The organism is Pseudoalteromonas sp. P1-11 (assembly GCF_001399995.1).
GTDB lineage: Bacteria > Pseudomonadota > Gammaproteobacteria > Enterobacterales > Alteromonadaceae > Pseudoalteromonas > Pseudoalteromonas atlantica.
The window spans coordinates 29527-45254 of sequence record NZ_LJSP01000003.1 but is presented as its reverse complement, the minus strand read 5'-3'; the positions used below and the strand labels follow the sequence as shown (position 1 = coordinate 45254).

Sequence of the window (15728 nt, the reverse complement as noted above, 5' to 3'; positions counted from 1 at the left end):
TTAGGTTAAATACTTAAAATTTAGCGCTTACCCATACCCACAGTTTTTGGGTATCAACTTTGCCTGCAGCGCTATCACCTGCTGAATAATCGGCATATTTTGCGCCTACAGCATAGGTTTTATTAATAGGCTTTACGTATTGTACGTTTAGCTCTGTGCCTAAATCATCAACGCCATTGGCGCTATCGTTGGCATCAAAGCTGTGATACGCCAACAGCCATTTACCGCCGTAAGCTTTACCATTTAAACTTACGTAAGTGTCATCAAGCCCTTGTGCTGGGGTTGCTAAAAACGTATCGGCCCAGCCATTAAATTTATGCATTGTGGCAAGCGGTGTGGCAAAACCATAATCGCTGTTATCAGAGCCCAGTGACTCAATACCAGCTTTTAATGTAACGGCTTCAATGCCTAAACCGCCTAAATCTATCCCCCCTTCAAATGCATAGTAATCAGCGTCAAAATCACTCATACTCGTTGATGCAGATTGCGTGGCGTACTGTGCTTTATAGTAAAATTTAATCTCGCTGAGCGTTTTATTACCATTAAAAGAAACACCATAAGTATCTAAGCTGTCATTATCTATTGCATCGTCACTTAATAAATAGCTGTATAAAACCACCTTACCTAGGCTTGTTTTAAAGCTTGCATTGATAAGATGATCGGATGCATCAATATCTTTGCTATCGGCAAATATACGGTTGCGCTTACTTATGTAGCTATAGTGCAAGTTAATATCATTAAAGGTGTAATTTACTGTTGCAGCATCAAAGGTTTGCCTGTCTTGCCTAAATCCAACGTGACCTACAAAACGCTGTCCATCAAGCGCTATTACTTGCCTACCTACTTTAATTGATAAAGCATCTTTTGCGTATTTAACAAAAGCCTGATCTACCTCTGTGGTTTCAGGGTCGGCTATTACTGAGTAATTTGTATTTTTACCCAGCGTATTGTTGTAATCGTCTACACCTAATAGGCTTCGGCTATCTTCGACCTCTAATAAAGCAGAAAAGCCATTCATTTCATCCGTTTTATGAGTAAGGCGAGTACGCAGCGTTAAGCTACTGGCATCTTTTAGTGCGTTATCTTGCTCTGCACTTTCATAACGCAACCTAAAATTAAGGTCGGTTTGCGCTGCAACACTAATAGAAGGCGCAGCAATGCACCCTATCATTAAAATTATAGGTAAGTTATTTTTATAATTTAACATCTTGGTCTCTTAGTTTTTAATTATGAGCACGCACAATAAAATGATAAATAAACACAGCGAAATGCTCTTCCAGAGTAATACTGGATCGCGTTTCATTATTGAAATTTTGTTGGCTGAGCTCTGTAAATGTGGATTAGGTTTACTAATATCTGTTAAAAACTCAGATAATGCGTGGTATCTGAGCGCTGGTTTTGGCGCAAGTGCTTTCATTAAAGCCTGATCTAACCAAAAGGGTATATCGGCTCGGTACTTGCGAATACTTGTGTATTGCCAGTGGCTGTAATCAATAGGGGTATGACTTGCCGGTAATGTTTTATAAGGCAGCTTCGAGCACAATAACTCATAAGCAATCACCCCAAGCGAAAACATATCGCTTTTAAAATCGGCATGCAGCGAAATAAGTGTTTCAGGAGCCGTATAATCTATAGTCCCTTGCGGGCAGTCATCGGCTATTTGCTTAACCGACTCATCCATAGCCGCAACACTTACAGTACCGTAATCAATTAACGTAACTTTACCGTGAGCATCTATCATCACGTTATCGAGCTTTAAATCACGATGTACCATATCTAATCGCTGAAATGCCCTTAGCGCATGCACTATTTGCTCTACAATACTGCGCACTTGAGCTATTTCTAAATAAGGGACGTCGTGCTTATAGTCACTGAGGGTTTGTCCGTCCATGTACTCGCAAATATGATATAAAAATCGGCTTTGCGATTGCGTATTTAAAACCTTCATTACATTAGGATGATTAATACGTTGCCCTACCCACCCTTCGCGTATAAAGCCTTGAAGGTAATGTATATCGTCTTCAAAATTAACCGAGGGTGCCTTTAATACAACGGGAGGTGCATCAGGTGCTTGCTGTACCAAATAAATGTGCGATCGGCTGCTTTCGTTGATTTTACGAATAACCGTATATTCATCAATTATTTGGCCAACCTCTAATGCGGGTGGTATTTTTCGCTGCGTTAACGATTGATAAAGCTCATCTAGATTTTGCTGCGCAATGCTATTTACCTTCACTAATAAACAACTCACATTATCATCACTGCCTTGTGCTATAGCGCGTGAGGTAATGGCACTTGCTGCCTGCTCTAAGTTGTTATGGGCGTTTATTTCGTTGGTAATTTCACTATAGGGCAATACATCATGCACACCATCGCAAGTCAGTATGTAAATATCACCGGCTTTTAGGTCAACTTCGTAAACATCAATTTCTTGATGTGACTGCGCGCCTAAAGCACGAGTGAGCGTATCGTTTACTTTATGATCCCGCGTTATCGCTTCTATTTGATTATCGCGTAAACGCGTAATGCGAGTATCGCCTAAATGAAATATATACCCCGTAGCTGATTTTAATATAAGCGCCGTAAAGGTGGTCATCCAATCAGCTTGGTGTTGCCCTAAGTGGTTATAGTTAACTGATTGCGAATATAACCACTGATTTAAGCTAGCTAAAACCTTAGAAACCGATTTTTTGACCGCCCAACTGTCGGGTGTATTTAAATACTCATTTATAAAGTGAGTAACACTGAGCTGCGATGCTTGTTTGGCATTTTTAGCCGATGAACACCCATCCGCTAAGCACGCAATAGCGCCTTTTGTCTCTTGTTGTTCGTGCTCAGTATTTAAAGCAGCAAACGCATCTTGATTTTCATCTTTTATGCCCGCGGCACTGTGCCCACCAAAAGAAACATCTAGCGTATTATTACGAACTTGAGCGTGTTGGGTTTCATCAAACATGGTTAACGCTGCCTTAAGTCACTGAAATAAGTTCAACAGAGCCATCTTCGTTTACTTCTGTCATGTGCCCATCTGGCTCTTTCATGAAAAATAACGCCCCTAAACCTAACAATGCACTGGCAGCAATAATCATAAAGAAAGTTTGGTAATCCACTAATGAGAGCGCCGTTAAATACACCACCGCGCCTACGTTACCGTAAGCGCCTGTCATACCTGCAATTTGCCCTGTTAAGCGGCGTTTAATAAGTGGCACAGCAGCAAAAACCGCTCCCTCACCAGCTTGCACAAAGAACGAACACGCCATGGCAGCAGCTACTGCAAGCCAAAGTGGCCAGCTAGCGTCAACTAAGCCCATAACAAAGTAGCCAACAGCTAACCCTGAGGTAAGAACAATAAGTGTTTTACGACGACCCATTCTATCTGAGATCCAACCACCACCCGGGCGCGAGGCTAAATTCATAAACGCATAAGCAGAGGCGAGTAAACCTGCGTACACCATATCTAGGCCAAACACTTCCATAAAAAATAATGGCAGCATAGATACAACGGCCAGCTCTGAGCCAAAGGTGGTAAAATATAAAATATTAAGTACAGCTACTTGTTTAAATTCGTAGCGGTGTGATTCTGGCACGGGTTGTTTAAAGATATGTCCGTTTATATCAAAGGTTTTATATACCTCGTAAGCGTATAACAGCACTAAAAATGCATAAACGGCTAAAACAAAATTGGCAGAAATTAAATTAGCGCCTGTAGGAGACAACTTCCAAGTAAGTAAAGCCAGTGCGCCATACATAGGTAATTTCATAATAAGCAATAATACAAAGTCACCTTTACTGGTTACTTCCATTGCGCCTACTTTTTTAGGCTTAAAGTACGTCCCCCCTTTTGGTGTATCGGTTACGTTTATGTACCAAATAACACCAAAAATAACGCTAAGTACGCCTGTTAAACCAACGGCATAGCGCCAGCCATCGTCGCCGCCAAACATAAGCGCTAATACAGGTAGTAACATGGCAGCGGCAGCCGAGCCAAAATTACCCCAGCCACCATAAATACCTTCTGCTGTTCCAAGCTCATTAGCCGGGAACCATTCGCTAACCATACGAATGCCCACTACAAAGCCTGCTCCAATAAAGCCTAGTGCAAAACGCGCGATAGCGGCTTGCTCAAACGTGGTGGCCATAGCAAACATAAAACACGGTATGCTACATAAAATAAGTAAAGCGGCATAAACAATACGCGGGCCAAATTTATCTGTCAGCATGCCAACAACAACACGCGCGGGAATGGTTAAGGCCACATTTAAAATGAGAAGCGTTTTTACCTGTGCCATAGTTATACCTAGCGAGCCCGCTATTGCCCCTAATAATGGAGCATGGTTAAACCATACAAAAAAAGAGATAAAAAACACCATCCAGCTTAAATGTAGTATTTTCATTTTTCCGCTAAACGATATGAGATTAAACCCAGAACTCGGTTGCATGTTTTTTTCCTTGTAACGATTATTATTTTAAGCAGTGAGTACGACTTTGGTAGTAATAACACTGCGACGATTGTTAAATTAACGTTAACCGCTTTCAGCAATTACTAAGCCAATAATTAATAGGTAGGTTTTTCAGTCACTTATATTTTTGGGAATTAATATTTATTTCGCTTTGCACTATTTAAGCAGCTTTGTTGGGCGTAAACAGTGCAAAGAATTTTTAAGCTTTACTTGCTCTAGGTTTTAACTAATTGGTATTGTTAAAAAAAATTATGAGAACTCATTAATGCAAAAACCCCCTTTAACGTATCAGCAGCAATTACGCTATTCTCGCCATATTATGCTTCCTCAGCTAGATATAGATGGACAAGAAAAAATATGGAAAAGTCATGCTCTTATTGTGGGGTTAGGTGGATTAGGCTGCCCAGTTACGCAGTACTTAGCGGCATCGGGCGTAGGTACTTTAACGCTTGTAGATAACGATGTGGTTGATGCAACTAACTTGCAAAGGCAGGTGCTCTATAAACAAAGTGATGTTGGGACCTTAAAAACCCACAGTGCAAAAAAACAGTTAACTCAGTTAAATGATGAAATAGAGATCCACACTATTGATGAATTTTTAAATGAAAACTCGCACCTTGAACAATTACTTAGCAAAGTAGATGTAGTTATTGACTGCACTGATAACTTAGCAACACGAAATTTGCTCAACAGTGCCTGCTATAACACCCGCACGCCCTTGGTTTCGGGCTCTGCCATAAGGTTAGAGGGACAAGTAGCCTGCTTTACAATGGCGCCTAATAGCCATTGCTACGGGTGTGTGTCACAGCTCTTTGGCGAACAAACTCAAAGCTGTTCAGAGTCAGGCGTGCTCTCCCCTATTGTAGGGCTTATTGGCAGTATTCAAGCGACTGAAGCACTTAAAATTATTGCAGGACTGCCTAGTAAACTCACCGAGCAGCTATTACTTGTAGATGGTTTGAGTATGGAGTTTAACCGTTTTAACATTGTTAAAAATAAGCACTGCCCTGTTTGCAGTGCTTAATTTAGTACATGGTAAATACATGACTGTTTTTTAGATCCTAACTTAGCGTTTCTAGGTTATTTATTGTCAAATAAATCTGCTCGCCTAGGCTTACAGCACTTTGCTGCCATTGCCTTTTAGACACCGTGCAATACAGTAATTGCGTATCTACGTTAACAGTTAGCAGCCATTGCTCATCAAGCTGCTGGGCATTTTCAAGCATACCTATTAGCACGTTTGCACTGCTCTCGTTAATTGGTTTTACTTTGCTGTAGGTTATTTGGCTGCTTTCTATAATTAACTTATGGTTTTGTTTTACCAGCGAAGGCACTGCATATAAATGCTGTTGGCTATTACTAAGAGTAAGCTGGTAAAGACCAAAAGCATCATTAAATTCAGGCTTACTATAACTAAGTATACTAAGTGGCGTTTGGCTCTTATTTGTATAAATACTTTGCACCACTTCTTGTGTTGCACCGCACTGGAGCACGTTGCCTTTCGCTATATGAAGTAATGTATCGCTGCAATAAAGTAGCTCTTTTAAAGAGTGGCTAACAATAATAAATTTAATACCATGGGATTTATTAAGTTGTTGAACAGCCCCCAACATCGTAAAACGCGTTGACCAATCTAAGGCGCTAAATGGCTCATCAAGTAAAACAACAGATTGCCCACTTAGTAGTGTTCTTGCAAAAATTACGCGCTGGCGCTCCCCGCCCGAAAGCCCCGACACATCACGATTTAGTAATGGGTTTAGTGCTAATAAATCAATTACCTGATCAGGCGTTAGGTTGTTACTTTTATTTTTACAATGCTTGTGAGTAAACAGTAAATTACCCATTACATTTAAATGTGGAAATAACGGGCACGACTGTAGCTGTAAAGTAAGTAGGCGTTTATCGGGCTTTAAATGGGTAATATTATGATTATTTATACACACATTCTGCGCCGTCGTAAGCCCTGCTATCGCCTGTAATAAGCTCGATTTGCCAGAGCCCGAAGGGCCAAACACCCCTAAAATATCAAATTGATTTATAGCTAAATCAACATGTAATTCAAAATCGTCCAAACGTTGATGGCATTGTATTTTAAGCACGATTTGCAGCTCCGTTTATCACGGTTTTATTAAATTTAAACAACAACACTAAACACGCAAACGAGATAGCTAGCAATACCAACGACAATTGGTGCGCTGCCCCATAATTAAGCGACTCTACATGGTCGTACAACGCAATAGACACCACTTGGGTTTCGCCTTGTATATTGCCACCAATCATTAGCACTAAACCAAATTCTCCCAATGTATGGGCAAAGCCCAGTGCAAAGGCACTGCCTATGCTTGGCTTTAATAGCGGTAACGTTAAATACATAAAACGTTTAAATGGACTTATTCCTAAGGCAATAGCAGCTTGATTATAAGTAGTATTTATTTGTTTAAAGCCCGCCAGTAACGGCTGCATCACAAAAGGGAGAGAGTAAAATAACGAGCCAATAACCACCCCTTGAAAACTAAACGCGAGCTGCGTACCCGTGAGCCAAAACCAAAACTGGCCAAATGCATGAGTAGGTGAAAACAATACCAATAAATAAAAGCCCATTAGCGTAGGCGGCAGCACCAAAGGCATTGCTATAAGTGCTTCTAATATAGGCTTTAACTTACCTTTATAACTGGCTAGCTGCCATGCAAGCGGAATGCATATAATCAACAAAATAGCAGCCGTTATAAAGGCAAGTTTAATTGTAAGCCACAGCGCTGTTACATCACTTACTAACATCACTTTCCTTTGCTTTATAACCAAGCTCTAATAATGTTTTTGCGGTTGAGGGGTCATTTAAAAAAGCCATAAATTTTTTAGCTGCCGTTAAATGCTTAGTAGCGCTTATGATAACGCCTTGCTGCGTTATTTCAGGGTGTTTTTCAGGTTCGATAAGCGTGTAATTTAAATATTTTTTATTTTTAGTTTTGCGATACGCCGACTTTAACGTAGATAACGCGACCAAGCCTTTTGCGGCATTGCCTGTTTCTACAAATTGAAACGCATGAGTAATATTATTTGCATACACGAATTCATACGGTGTTTTTATATAGTTTTTAGCATAATGCGCCGATGATTGCCCATATGGCGAAAACCGCGGATTAGCAATGGCTAATTTATTATTAAAAACTGAGTTGCTTGGCTGCCACAGCGCTAATAAACCTATCGCATAGGTGGTTAAGCTATTTTTGAGTGCAAAGCCGTCTTTGATCAGTGCGTGTGGGCGTGCAGCGTCGGCTGATAAAAATATATCGTACGGTGCACCGTGCATAATTTGTGAGTGTAATACGCCGCTAGAAGCAGCTGATATTTTAATATTAATATTTTTCAGGGCTGGGTTAGTTACCAGCGTTTGCAGCACAGGTTTAAAATTGCTCGCAACGGCTATATGCAGCGTTTCTTTTGCGTTAAGAGGATTGCTAAATACCACTAACAGTAATAACAAATAACCACACCATGTATTGTAAAGCTTTAACATTATAAGTATTGTTTTAAAAATCAGACACATTATAAAAAACAATATATATGAACGATGTATGCAATGCACCTGGTTTATTGCCAGTAGAAACCGCAATTAGTAACATGCTAAGCGCTATTAACTTTAATAAAGCCGCAGAAACCATTTCAATAATGCACAGTGTTGGCCGTGTTTTAGCAAGCGATATTAAATCCAATATAAATGTGCCTGCTCACGATAATTCGGCAATGGATGGCTATGCACTTTGCCTAAGCGAAGGGCTAACAACTTATCAGCAAGTAGGCAGTGTATTTGCTGGGCAAACCTTTAAAAACACCTTAACACCTGGGCAATGCGTTAGAATTATGACCGGCGCTGCCCTGCCCCCTGGCGCTAATGCGGTAGTTATGCAAGAAAACGCCAGCGTAGATAACGATAAAATAACATTTACAGGTCATATTGAGCTCAATAATAATGTGCGCTTTGCAGGTGAAGACATTGCAAAAAATAGTGTTGTTTTTAAAGCGGGCAGAAAACTAAAAGCGGTAGATGTAGGCTTACTTGCCTCTATTGGTATTAACCAAGTAAGTGTATATGAAACACTAAAGGTCGCGGTATTTTCTACAGGAGATGAACTTATAGAGCCTGGCAATGCCCTTCCTGCAGGTGCTATTTATGAAAGTAATCGCGCTGTTATATTAAGCGAGCTTAATGATAACAATATAGAAGTGATTGATTTTGGCATAATTGCCGATGATAAAACGCTCATTAAAAACACATTTTTAAAAGCAAACGAGCAAGCAGATGCCGTAATAAGCTCTGGTGGTGTATCGGTTGGCGAAGCCGATTTTACTAAAGAAGTATTTAATGAAATTGGCGATATCCATTTTTGGAAAATTGCCATGAAGCCGGGCAAACCCTTTGCTTTTGGTAAATTACCTAACAGCTACTTTTTTGGTTTACCTGGTAACCCCGTATCGGCAGCCGTTACGCTTGAGCGACTTGTAAAGCCAGCCCTTACAAAGCTTTCAGGAAATGAACATACTGCTAAGTTACGTTTAAAAGCAACCACCACAGCGCTGATTAAAAAGCGCCCCGGCCGTACCGACTTTCAACGTGGTATTGCCAGCACCGACGAAAACAATAACCTACTGGTAACGCCTATAAATAAGCAAGGGTCAGGGGTACTCTCATCGCTTAGCCACGCTAACTGCCTTATTGTGGTGCCCGCAGAAAGTGGCAATATTGCAAAAGACGAAACCGTAGAAATAGAGCTACTATAACTTATGCCAATTTGCTTGTTAGGTAGTATATAAGCACGAGTAATAAAAAAGCCCAGCAAGTATGTGCAACTTGCTGGGCTTAAGTTTAGGTTTAAACCGCTATTAAAATAACGACTCAAAATCACCATTAGGAAATAATACCCCAGGAATACCACGTACTGCGGTTACATCCGCAATTTTTGTATCGCCTAAATACAAGCCACCGCTGTAGTTGCTGCCAGCTTGTTTTACATCAAGCCAGCGACCGTTTTCACCTTTTGCGGTTAAACTAATATTGCTATTTACTTCTCTAATGCGTAAATCTAAGGCTTTTTGTTTTACGCTAATAAATACATCACTACTGGTAAGCTGCGATAAATCAATAACATCACCTACATACGCTAAGCTAAAGTCACTCGCACCACCTAATGGCAGAGCCAGTTCTAGGCCAAACATTAAATCATCGTTTTCCTCACCCGTCAGTGGCGAAGCTTCTAATGCTGTAATATGAAAAGGCGTAGTTTGAATATCACTTTGATATTGGCCAGCAAAATCAAAGGCAGATAAAGACGTAACTTCCTGTGCAAACGCAGTAACAAATCGATTTAGATCTAATGATATCTCACCAGTAAGCTCGCCTGATTGCTTAGCAATAACTACGTCAGTGGTAATATTAGCAATGCCTGTTTGTGCATCGGGTAATAATTCACTTTGCTCACTTACCCCATCAAATTCCACCAGCAATTCACTTACATCAACATCTAAGCGCGTATCGCCATTAATAACAGAAGCGCTCATTACCCCTTCTATTTTATCACCAAGTACACCGCTTATTCTAAATGTGGGGATAGACATGTCTATATTTACTGGCAAGCCATCATAGGTACCGGTAATTAGCCATTCGTAGGGTGAGGTTGAATAGCTAATATCAAGATTACGTAACGTGTACTGCCCTTCGCTCGCAGATACTTCTGCAAGTGGAGAGTAATTTATGAGTACCTCATTAATTACTTCTGCAAGCACAGTAATAGTTTGCTGCGTATCATCATCAAGTGCGCTTTCTAGTTGTTCAAGCTTCGCGTCTAAATCATCAGCGTAGGTTGTGCCCTGTAAGCGAATAACACCTAGCGCATCTCTTATATTTTCGAGTAATTCGCGTGACTCTAATGCTTGCTCAGTTTCAACTTTTTGTTGCCAATTGGTATAACTAGTCACGCTCGCAATAGTTTGCTTAACCTGCCCAGCTACACTTTGAATTAAACCATTACCTTGTTCACTGTAAAGGTTATCTGCGATGTATTGATCAGCTAAACTGCTGTAAGTTTGCCAAGCACTTGTCTCATCCTGCTGGGTGATAAAATCATCAAATGCAGTGGCTAAATCAAATCCTTCAACAGACACACCAGCGATGATAGCGCTATACGTAAATGCGTTAGCAACGATTTCTGCCTCTAGTGTATTACTCAAGCTACTATGTGTAAGCTGATAAAAAGGACTCGCAGATAAACTTGCAAGGGTCGCGTCAACATTTGCATTCGTAATTGCGGTGCTCAATGGCGAGAAAAACACCTCATTAACGCCTGGCGCAACATAGGCACGGGCGGCATAGTTTAAATTAACGCCAGTTATCTCTTCAAAATCAATTAAACGGTTTTCGTTTATATCGTTTACATCACCGCGAAGCGTTCTGCCACAGCCTGTAAAGCGTGGGCACGGCAAGGCGCTATCGTCAGGTATAAATTCAAATGTATAAAAATTAAGAGGCGATACACTCACGCTGGCGGTATTTATGTTTTCGACCGCGACAGACTCAACCACATTGCCTTGGCTGTCTAATTGATTAAGCGTACCTTTGGCTGATTGCCACTGAGGTACATAAAAGTTTACGGTAGAGGTAGATACTACGCTTATTTCAACCGCTTCGTCACTACTGTCATTTGAAGAGCCACCGCAGCCACTAAGCGCTAGAGCAACTGACAAAGGTAAAAGTTTTTTTAACATCTTCATTCCTTAAAACTTAATGTTCATGTACCAATTTACATTCGCATAATAAGCTTTATCTAAATCTAAGCTGTCGGTTTGTAAATTAAGACCAAAGTACTCGTTTTCAATACCGACTAAAAACGCCTCACTTTTTGTTTCATAACCAGCTTGTACCTTCCAATGATCCCAAAAATGGATACGCCCTTTTAGCTGACTAAATGAATCTTCGTCGTACTGCTTGATTGTAAGCGCCGTTGAATATCGACGGTTGATTCGATAATCGGCAAAGGCGGTAATACGCATTTCCATATCAAGTGTGTGCGACTCGGTATTACCAAAAGCAGATGTTTGAAGAGAAACAGTCGGCGTAGAGGTGACATTACCACTTTCATCTTCACTGAAAGGGATTTCTGTTGTTTGCCCTTTTACCGCGCCGGTATCATCAAAGTCAGTTTTATAAAGCAGATCTTTTACACTTAGCCCTACTTTTAAATCGTCATTTACTTGCCAATCAGCAAAAATATCTAAGCTATAGCCTAGGCCTTCAGGGTTTTGCGAAGGAGTAAATTTTTTAAATAAAATATCTTTCGAAAAATTATAATCAGCAGTAATGCTGCCTTCAACATCGTCACTAAACACTCGCCCATCTACTGAGGCATCTTGAAAATGTGTACTGGCAAAAACAGACACTTTTGGTGTAATAGTTAGCGCGTTTTTATCTAAAAATTTAAAATCGTATGAAACAAACACCCCATTAGAGGTCACTTGCTTAGCATCTAGCTGATACGTGTAAAAACGCTCTTCAAAGGGTAAATCGTTTTTTTCTAAATAAGTATAAAGTGCAGTATCGGGATCAAAATTAAGTACGTAGTCATAACGGCTCTGCAAACCAACTTTAAAATTGTTGTAACCCACGCCAATCTCAAAAATATTATAAGTAAATGCACTGTCGCCAGACTTAATAGGCTCGTCAAAATCATCTACAAATGCTTGTACTGGCTGTGCCTCAGTGTAAATTTCGGCGTCAAAGTGAGTAAATATTTGAAATTGATTATTTGCAGAAGCTAGAGGTGAAAGTAGAGCAGTTGAAAATCCTAACAAGAGAATTTTTTTTTTCATAATTTAATCGCTTTCTATAAAAAAAGGGAAAAGCACACAGCTTTTCCCTTTTATAGTTTAAGTATTAGTTAGATGAGTCAATTAAAGTCACATCTGTGTATTCAATTACTTCATCATCAATGTAAGTAATTGAAACACCATTTGTTACCTTAGTTGCTGTACCAAAGGTCATCATCATGCCATCGTACATAGCTTTAACATCGCCCATGTAACCAGCTGATTCAGTACCCGACATAGACAGCGTGTAACCCATTGCAGCGTCACCGTTAACTTTAATTTCAAGCATGGTCATGTCTTCATCACCACTGCTATCCACCTCAGACATAACGCTAAAGTCTAAGTCGCCAGACATACCTGCTAGTTCTAGCATAGCCATGTCTGTCTCTTCCATGCCGCTTAGGTTTAGCGTCCCCATAAAGTCTGAGTCGCCGTCCATAATTTCAACACGGTTCCACGCTTGAGCCATCGTAAGCTCAGCGTCATCAACGGTATCTGCACTCACATCACCGTCAAACGTAAATACTAAACACGAATCAATTTGTGTAGAGTCAGTAATTGTACCATCAGCAAATGCTTGACACTCTTCAAGTGCATCTGCGGCTACATCACCTGTAACAAGCTCAACAGTAGCATCGTTTTCGATATTTAGCATGCCGCCCCAAGCTACAACAAGTTGATTATCTTGGTACGCTGCTGACGCTGTAATTTCGCTACCGGTCGTCGCATTAGTAAGCATTAGCGTTAAATCATCTAAGCTGTATTCGTATGCCCATTCAGGATGCGCTGTTGAAGTCCCTTCACCAGAGTTACCCATATCGGCAAGCTCTTCAAATACATCAAATAACACTTCAGCTGTGTCGTAAAGTGCATCACCACCGGTACTTGTTAATACCGTCATCGTAGAAAGTGACTCTGATGTTTCTTTAACAGATGCCGTTGCAACCGCAAGCTCTGCTTCTGCTTGAAGGCTAAGCGCTGTTACAAGTTGCTCGTTTGCAAGTTCAGCCTGAGTTTCAGCAGCTTCGGCCATCATTTCTGCACTTTCAACTAAATCAGCGGCTTCAGCCATATCAGCTTCAGTCACTGCTGCGTCTGCATATTCAGTTGCAGCTTCTAAGGCTTGTCCAATCGCAAGCTCAAGCGCATCTACAGCAGCAGAAAAATCTGACGCAGCAGTTACCGCAGCATAAACTAATTCAACAGTTGCTTGTGCATCGTCACCCGAGTCAACAGCAGCTCGCGCATCAGCAAGTGCACTTGTTGATGCGGCTTCTGCAGTATTAGCAGCGGCTTTCTTTTCATCTGCAACATCTGCAGTATTCAAAGCAATTTCTTTAGCGGCTTCTACTTCAATTTCGTATTCAGTAATAGCGGCTTCTGCATCAAGCACTAACTGTGCAAGTGCTGCATCGTATGTGCTTACGTTTTCTACTTCTACTAATGCTAACTCTTGTAAATCAGTTGCAGAATCCAGTATGCCTTGGTAGTCAGAGCTTTGCTCTACAAGTAAAGTGGCGGTGCTAACATAGTCTTGTGCTTTTGCGTATAAAACATTTACTAGTGTTGATAAACTGGCTGCTTCAGCCTCATTTTCAAGTGCTGCGACAGCATTAGCAAATTCAATCGCAGAAGCTGCGTCTGACACTGCATCTCTCATCTTTTGAATATCAGCAAGCATTTCTTCAGCAGTATCTATCGCTTCTTGAAGTTCAGTAAGTTCGCTAGAAGATGTGTTGATTTGCGCTGATAACGCAACCGCTAAATCTGCAAAAAAGTCATCGCCTGCAACACACTCATCACCAGTACAACCCAGCTCATCTAGCACTGTTTGTACAACAGTAGCAATTTCTGCCAGCTCTGCATCAGTTGCAGCTCCATTTTTAACTGCATTATCCTTTGCTTCTTTTGCTTTAGCAGCAATACCCGCAGAATTTTGTGCAAAAGCAGCAATATCTTCAGCTGAAGCATCCGGGTTATTAGCTAAATAGGCTGCCTCTAATGCCGCTTTAATAGCATCTTCATCACCCGTTGCAATAGCCACAAATACACTTGCAGTACTAGAAACAGCTGTTTGTAAGGTTGCTGCAATGTCGGTGGTACTTAAAGTGCCTGCTGCAACACCGGCTTTAATGCTTGCTATAGCATCAGAGATTGATGGTAAGCCTTGAACCGAAGATGACAACTGCGCAATCATCAACACGCCTTGCGTAAGACTTTCTTCACCGTCTACATCACTTAAATCTACTGCACCACCGTTTGATAAGTCACCAATAAGCGCTGATAATAATACCGCTGCATCTGGTCCTAAAACTTGGATCACTGTGTTTAAGCTTGTTGATGCAATAGCATCAGCGTCAACTTCACCTTCGGCTTCAAGTAGAGCTTGAGCAACCAATGTAGTCAAAAAAGTTACGTTAGCTTTAAACGATCGTGCTACGTTTTCATCGCCAGCTGCGCCGCTCGCACCTGATGTGTTAGCTTCTGCTGGAGTAACGTATTTAACAACAGAAAGCTCTAGGTCGGTTTTGTACCATTCACCAAACTCAATGTTAGTATCGCCATCGTTTACGTCATCTGCTTCTGGCGCTTCATCGTAAATTCCACAACCAACGTAAGCATCACAACGCAAGAAGCTATCGTCTCCTTCTTCAGCAGTAGTCACTGTAATATATACAGGGCCTGTAAAGTCATCTTCAAGGTAAATGCTGTAGCTACCATTATCGCCGGTTACTAGCGCATCTGGGTTACCTGCTATTTTACTAGCTTCTACTGCCGCATCCGCCGCATCTTGAGAAGTTGCTTCGCCGGTAAACGTTTCAGCTTCTGCTGATGCTTCTAATCTAAATGCAACTGGAACACTTTGCCCTGTTTCATCAAGTGTCATCACGCTAACAACGGCACCTTTCATGGCTCCTTTAACAGCTTTACCTGTTATTTCTACGTTAAATTGAGCGTCATCAGATGAAGTAACAGATTCAACTGGAGGAACGTAAGTGTTTCTGTCGTTGTCCGAACCACAACCCGCTAAACCTAGGGTAAGTGCAACAGATGCTGCAATTGGGGTAATTTTATTCATACGCTGTGCCATTTATTTCTCCTTGATAGCCTGCAATGAGTATCAGAAATTATTTTATAAAATATACGCGTGAAAGTTTACAAAAATACATAAACAGACACACAATAACAACCTTTGTTACTTATTAATTAAAGTAACATTAAGCAATGAGTTTTTGCTACATTTTTATGCGCTATAAGTACAAGTTTTTATCTAAATTTAAACGACGCTTCTTCATAGGCTTTACTATTTTTCAATAGGATATGTTAAAACCTTTAAGAAGCATCGCTCTGACGTACCATATATCCACTATATTAAGTGAATATTACATTTAATTTAGTTTGTTAATAATA

At 40.7% G+C, this 15728-nt stretch carries 11 protein-coding genes; 2 read left to right on the top strand and 9 right to left on the bottom strand.

Going from position 1 to position 15728, the window contains the following annotated elements:
- Positions 1-13: 13 nt before the first annotated feature.
- From AN390_RS05905 to AN390_RS05895, 3 genes are read right to left on the bottom strand one after another with little or no spacing between them, the layout of a single operon-like run.
- Positions 14-1207: an alginate export family protein gene (locus AN390_RS05905; RefSeq protein ID WP_055253228.1), complete on the bottom strand. Its 1194-nt coding sequence runs from the start codon at positions 1205-1207 to the stop codon at positions 14-16.
- Between the two features lie 9 nt (positions 1208-1216).
- Complete coding sequence (locus tag AN390_RS05900; RefSeq protein WP_055253226.1) at positions 1217-2956, bottom strand: bifunctional protein-serine/threonine kinase/phosphatase; 1740 nt, start codon at positions 2954-2956, stop codon at positions 1217-1219.
- A 13-nt stretch (positions 2957-2969) separates the two neighbouring features.
- The gene (locus AN390_RS05895; RefSeq protein WP_004587746.1) at positions 2970-4439 is read right to left on the bottom strand and encodes a NarK family nitrate/nitrite MFS transporter; all 1470 of its coding nucleotides are present in this window, start codon (positions 4437-4439) and stop codon (positions 2970-2972) included.
- Between the two features lie 286 nt (positions 4440-4725).
- Here AN390_RS05895 and AN390_RS05890 point away from each other — a divergent pair, with 286 nt between their 5' ends.
- Positions 4726-5484: a molybdopterin-synthase adenylyltransferase MoeB gene (locus AN390_RS05890; protein ID WP_055253224.1), complete on the top strand. Its 759-nt coding sequence runs from the start codon at positions 4726-4728 to the stop codon at positions 5482-5484.
- 37 nt (positions 5485-5521) lie between these two features.
- Here the strand turns inward: AN390_RS05890 and AN390_RS05885 are convergent, their stop codons facing one another.
- From AN390_RS05885 to modA, 3 genes are read right to left on the bottom strand one after another with little or no spacing between them, the layout of a single operon-like run.
- A complete protein-coding gene (locus AN390_RS05885; RefSeq protein ID WP_055253222.1) occupies positions 5522-6559 on the bottom strand; it encodes an ATP-binding cassette domain-containing protein in 1038 nt (345 codons plus the stop codon).
- Positions 6552-7238, bottom strand: a complete 687-nt coding sequence (gene modB, locus AN390_RS05880; protein ID WP_055253220.1) for a molybdate ABC transporter permease subunit — start codon at positions 7236-7238, stop codon at positions 6552-6554. Before modB ends, AN390_RS05885 begins: the two co-directional genes overlap by 8 nt.
- Complete coding sequence (gene modA, locus AN390_RS05875) at positions 7225-7977, bottom strand: molybdate ABC transporter substrate-binding protein (protein WP_055253795.1); 753 nt, start codon at positions 7975-7977, stop codon at positions 7225-7227. Before modA ends, modB begins: the two co-directional genes overlap by 14 nt.
- A 47-nt stretch (positions 7978-8024) precedes the next feature.
- On the opposite strand from modA, the gene glp reads away from it, so the two are divergent.
- Positions 8025-9239 carry a gephyrin-like molybdotransferase Glp gene (gene glp / locus AN390_RS05870; protein ID WP_055253218.1) on the top strand — a complete coding sequence of 405 codons (1215 nt, stop codon included), beginning with the start codon at positions 8025-8027 and terminating at the stop codon, positions 9237-9239.
- 102 nt (positions 9240-9341) lie between these two features.
- On the opposite strand, the gene AN390_RS05865 is transcribed toward glp, so the two are convergent.
- From AN390_RS05865 to AN390_RS05855, 3 genes are all read right to left on the bottom strand, one after another.
- A complete protein-coding gene (locus tag AN390_RS05865) occupies positions 9342-11219 on the bottom strand; it encodes a hypothetical protein (protein ID WP_055253215.1) in 1878 nt (625 codons plus the stop codon).
- A 9-nt stretch (positions 11220-11228) separates the two neighbouring features.
- A complete protein-coding gene (locus AN390_RS05860) occupies positions 11229-12320 on the bottom strand; it encodes a hypothetical protein (protein ID WP_055253214.1) in 1092 nt (363 codons plus the stop codon).
- A gap of 64 nt (positions 12321-12384) precedes the next feature.
- Complete coding sequence (locus tag AN390_RS05855) at positions 12385-15408, bottom strand: hypothetical protein (RefSeq protein WP_055253213.1); 3024 nt, start codon at positions 15406-15408, stop codon at positions 12385-12387.
- Between the last annotated feature and the right edge of the window lie 320 nt (positions 15409-15728).

Excerpts from the sequence above, each read along its gene's own strand:
- AN390_RS05905 (WP_055253228.1), bottom strand. The coding sequence starts at position 1,207 with ATGTTAAATTATAAAAATAACTTACCTATAATTTTAATGATAGGGTGC.
- AN390_RS05900 (WP_055253226.1), bottom strand. The coding sequence starts at position 2,956 with ATGTTTGATGAAACCCAACACGCTCAAGTTCGTAATAATACGCTAGAT.
- AN390_RS05895 (WP_004587746.1), bottom strand. The coding sequence starts at position 4,439 with ATGCAACCGAGTTCTGGGTTTAATCTCATATCGTTTAGCGGAAAAATG.
- AN390_RS05890 (WP_055253224.1), top strand. The coding sequence starts at position 4,726 with ATGCAAAAACCCCCTTTAACGTATCAGCAGCAATTACGCTATTCTCGC.
- modB (WP_055253220.1), bottom strand. The coding sequence starts at position 7,238 with ATGTTAGTAAGTGATGTAACAGCGCTGTGGCTTACAATTAAACTTGCC.
- modA (WP_055253795.1), bottom strand. The coding sequence starts at position 7,977 with ATGTTAAAGCTTTACAATACATGGTGTGGTTATTTGTTATTACTGTTA.
- glp (WP_055253218.1), top strand. The coding sequence starts at position 8,025 with ATGAACGATGTATGCAATGCACCTGGTTTATTGCCAGTAGAAACCGCA.
- AN390_RS05865 (WP_055253215.1), bottom strand. The coding sequence starts at position 11,219 with ATGTTAAAAAAACTTTTACCTTTGTCAGTTGCTCTAGCGCTTAGTGGC.
- AN390_RS05860 (WP_055253214.1), bottom strand. The coding sequence starts at position 12,320 with ATGAAAAAAAAAATTCTCTTGTTAGGATTTTCAACTGCTCTACTTTCA.
- AN390_RS05855 (WP_055253213.1), bottom strand. The coding sequence starts at position 15,408 with ATGGCACAGCGTATGAATAAAATTACCCCAATTGCAGCATCTGTTGCA.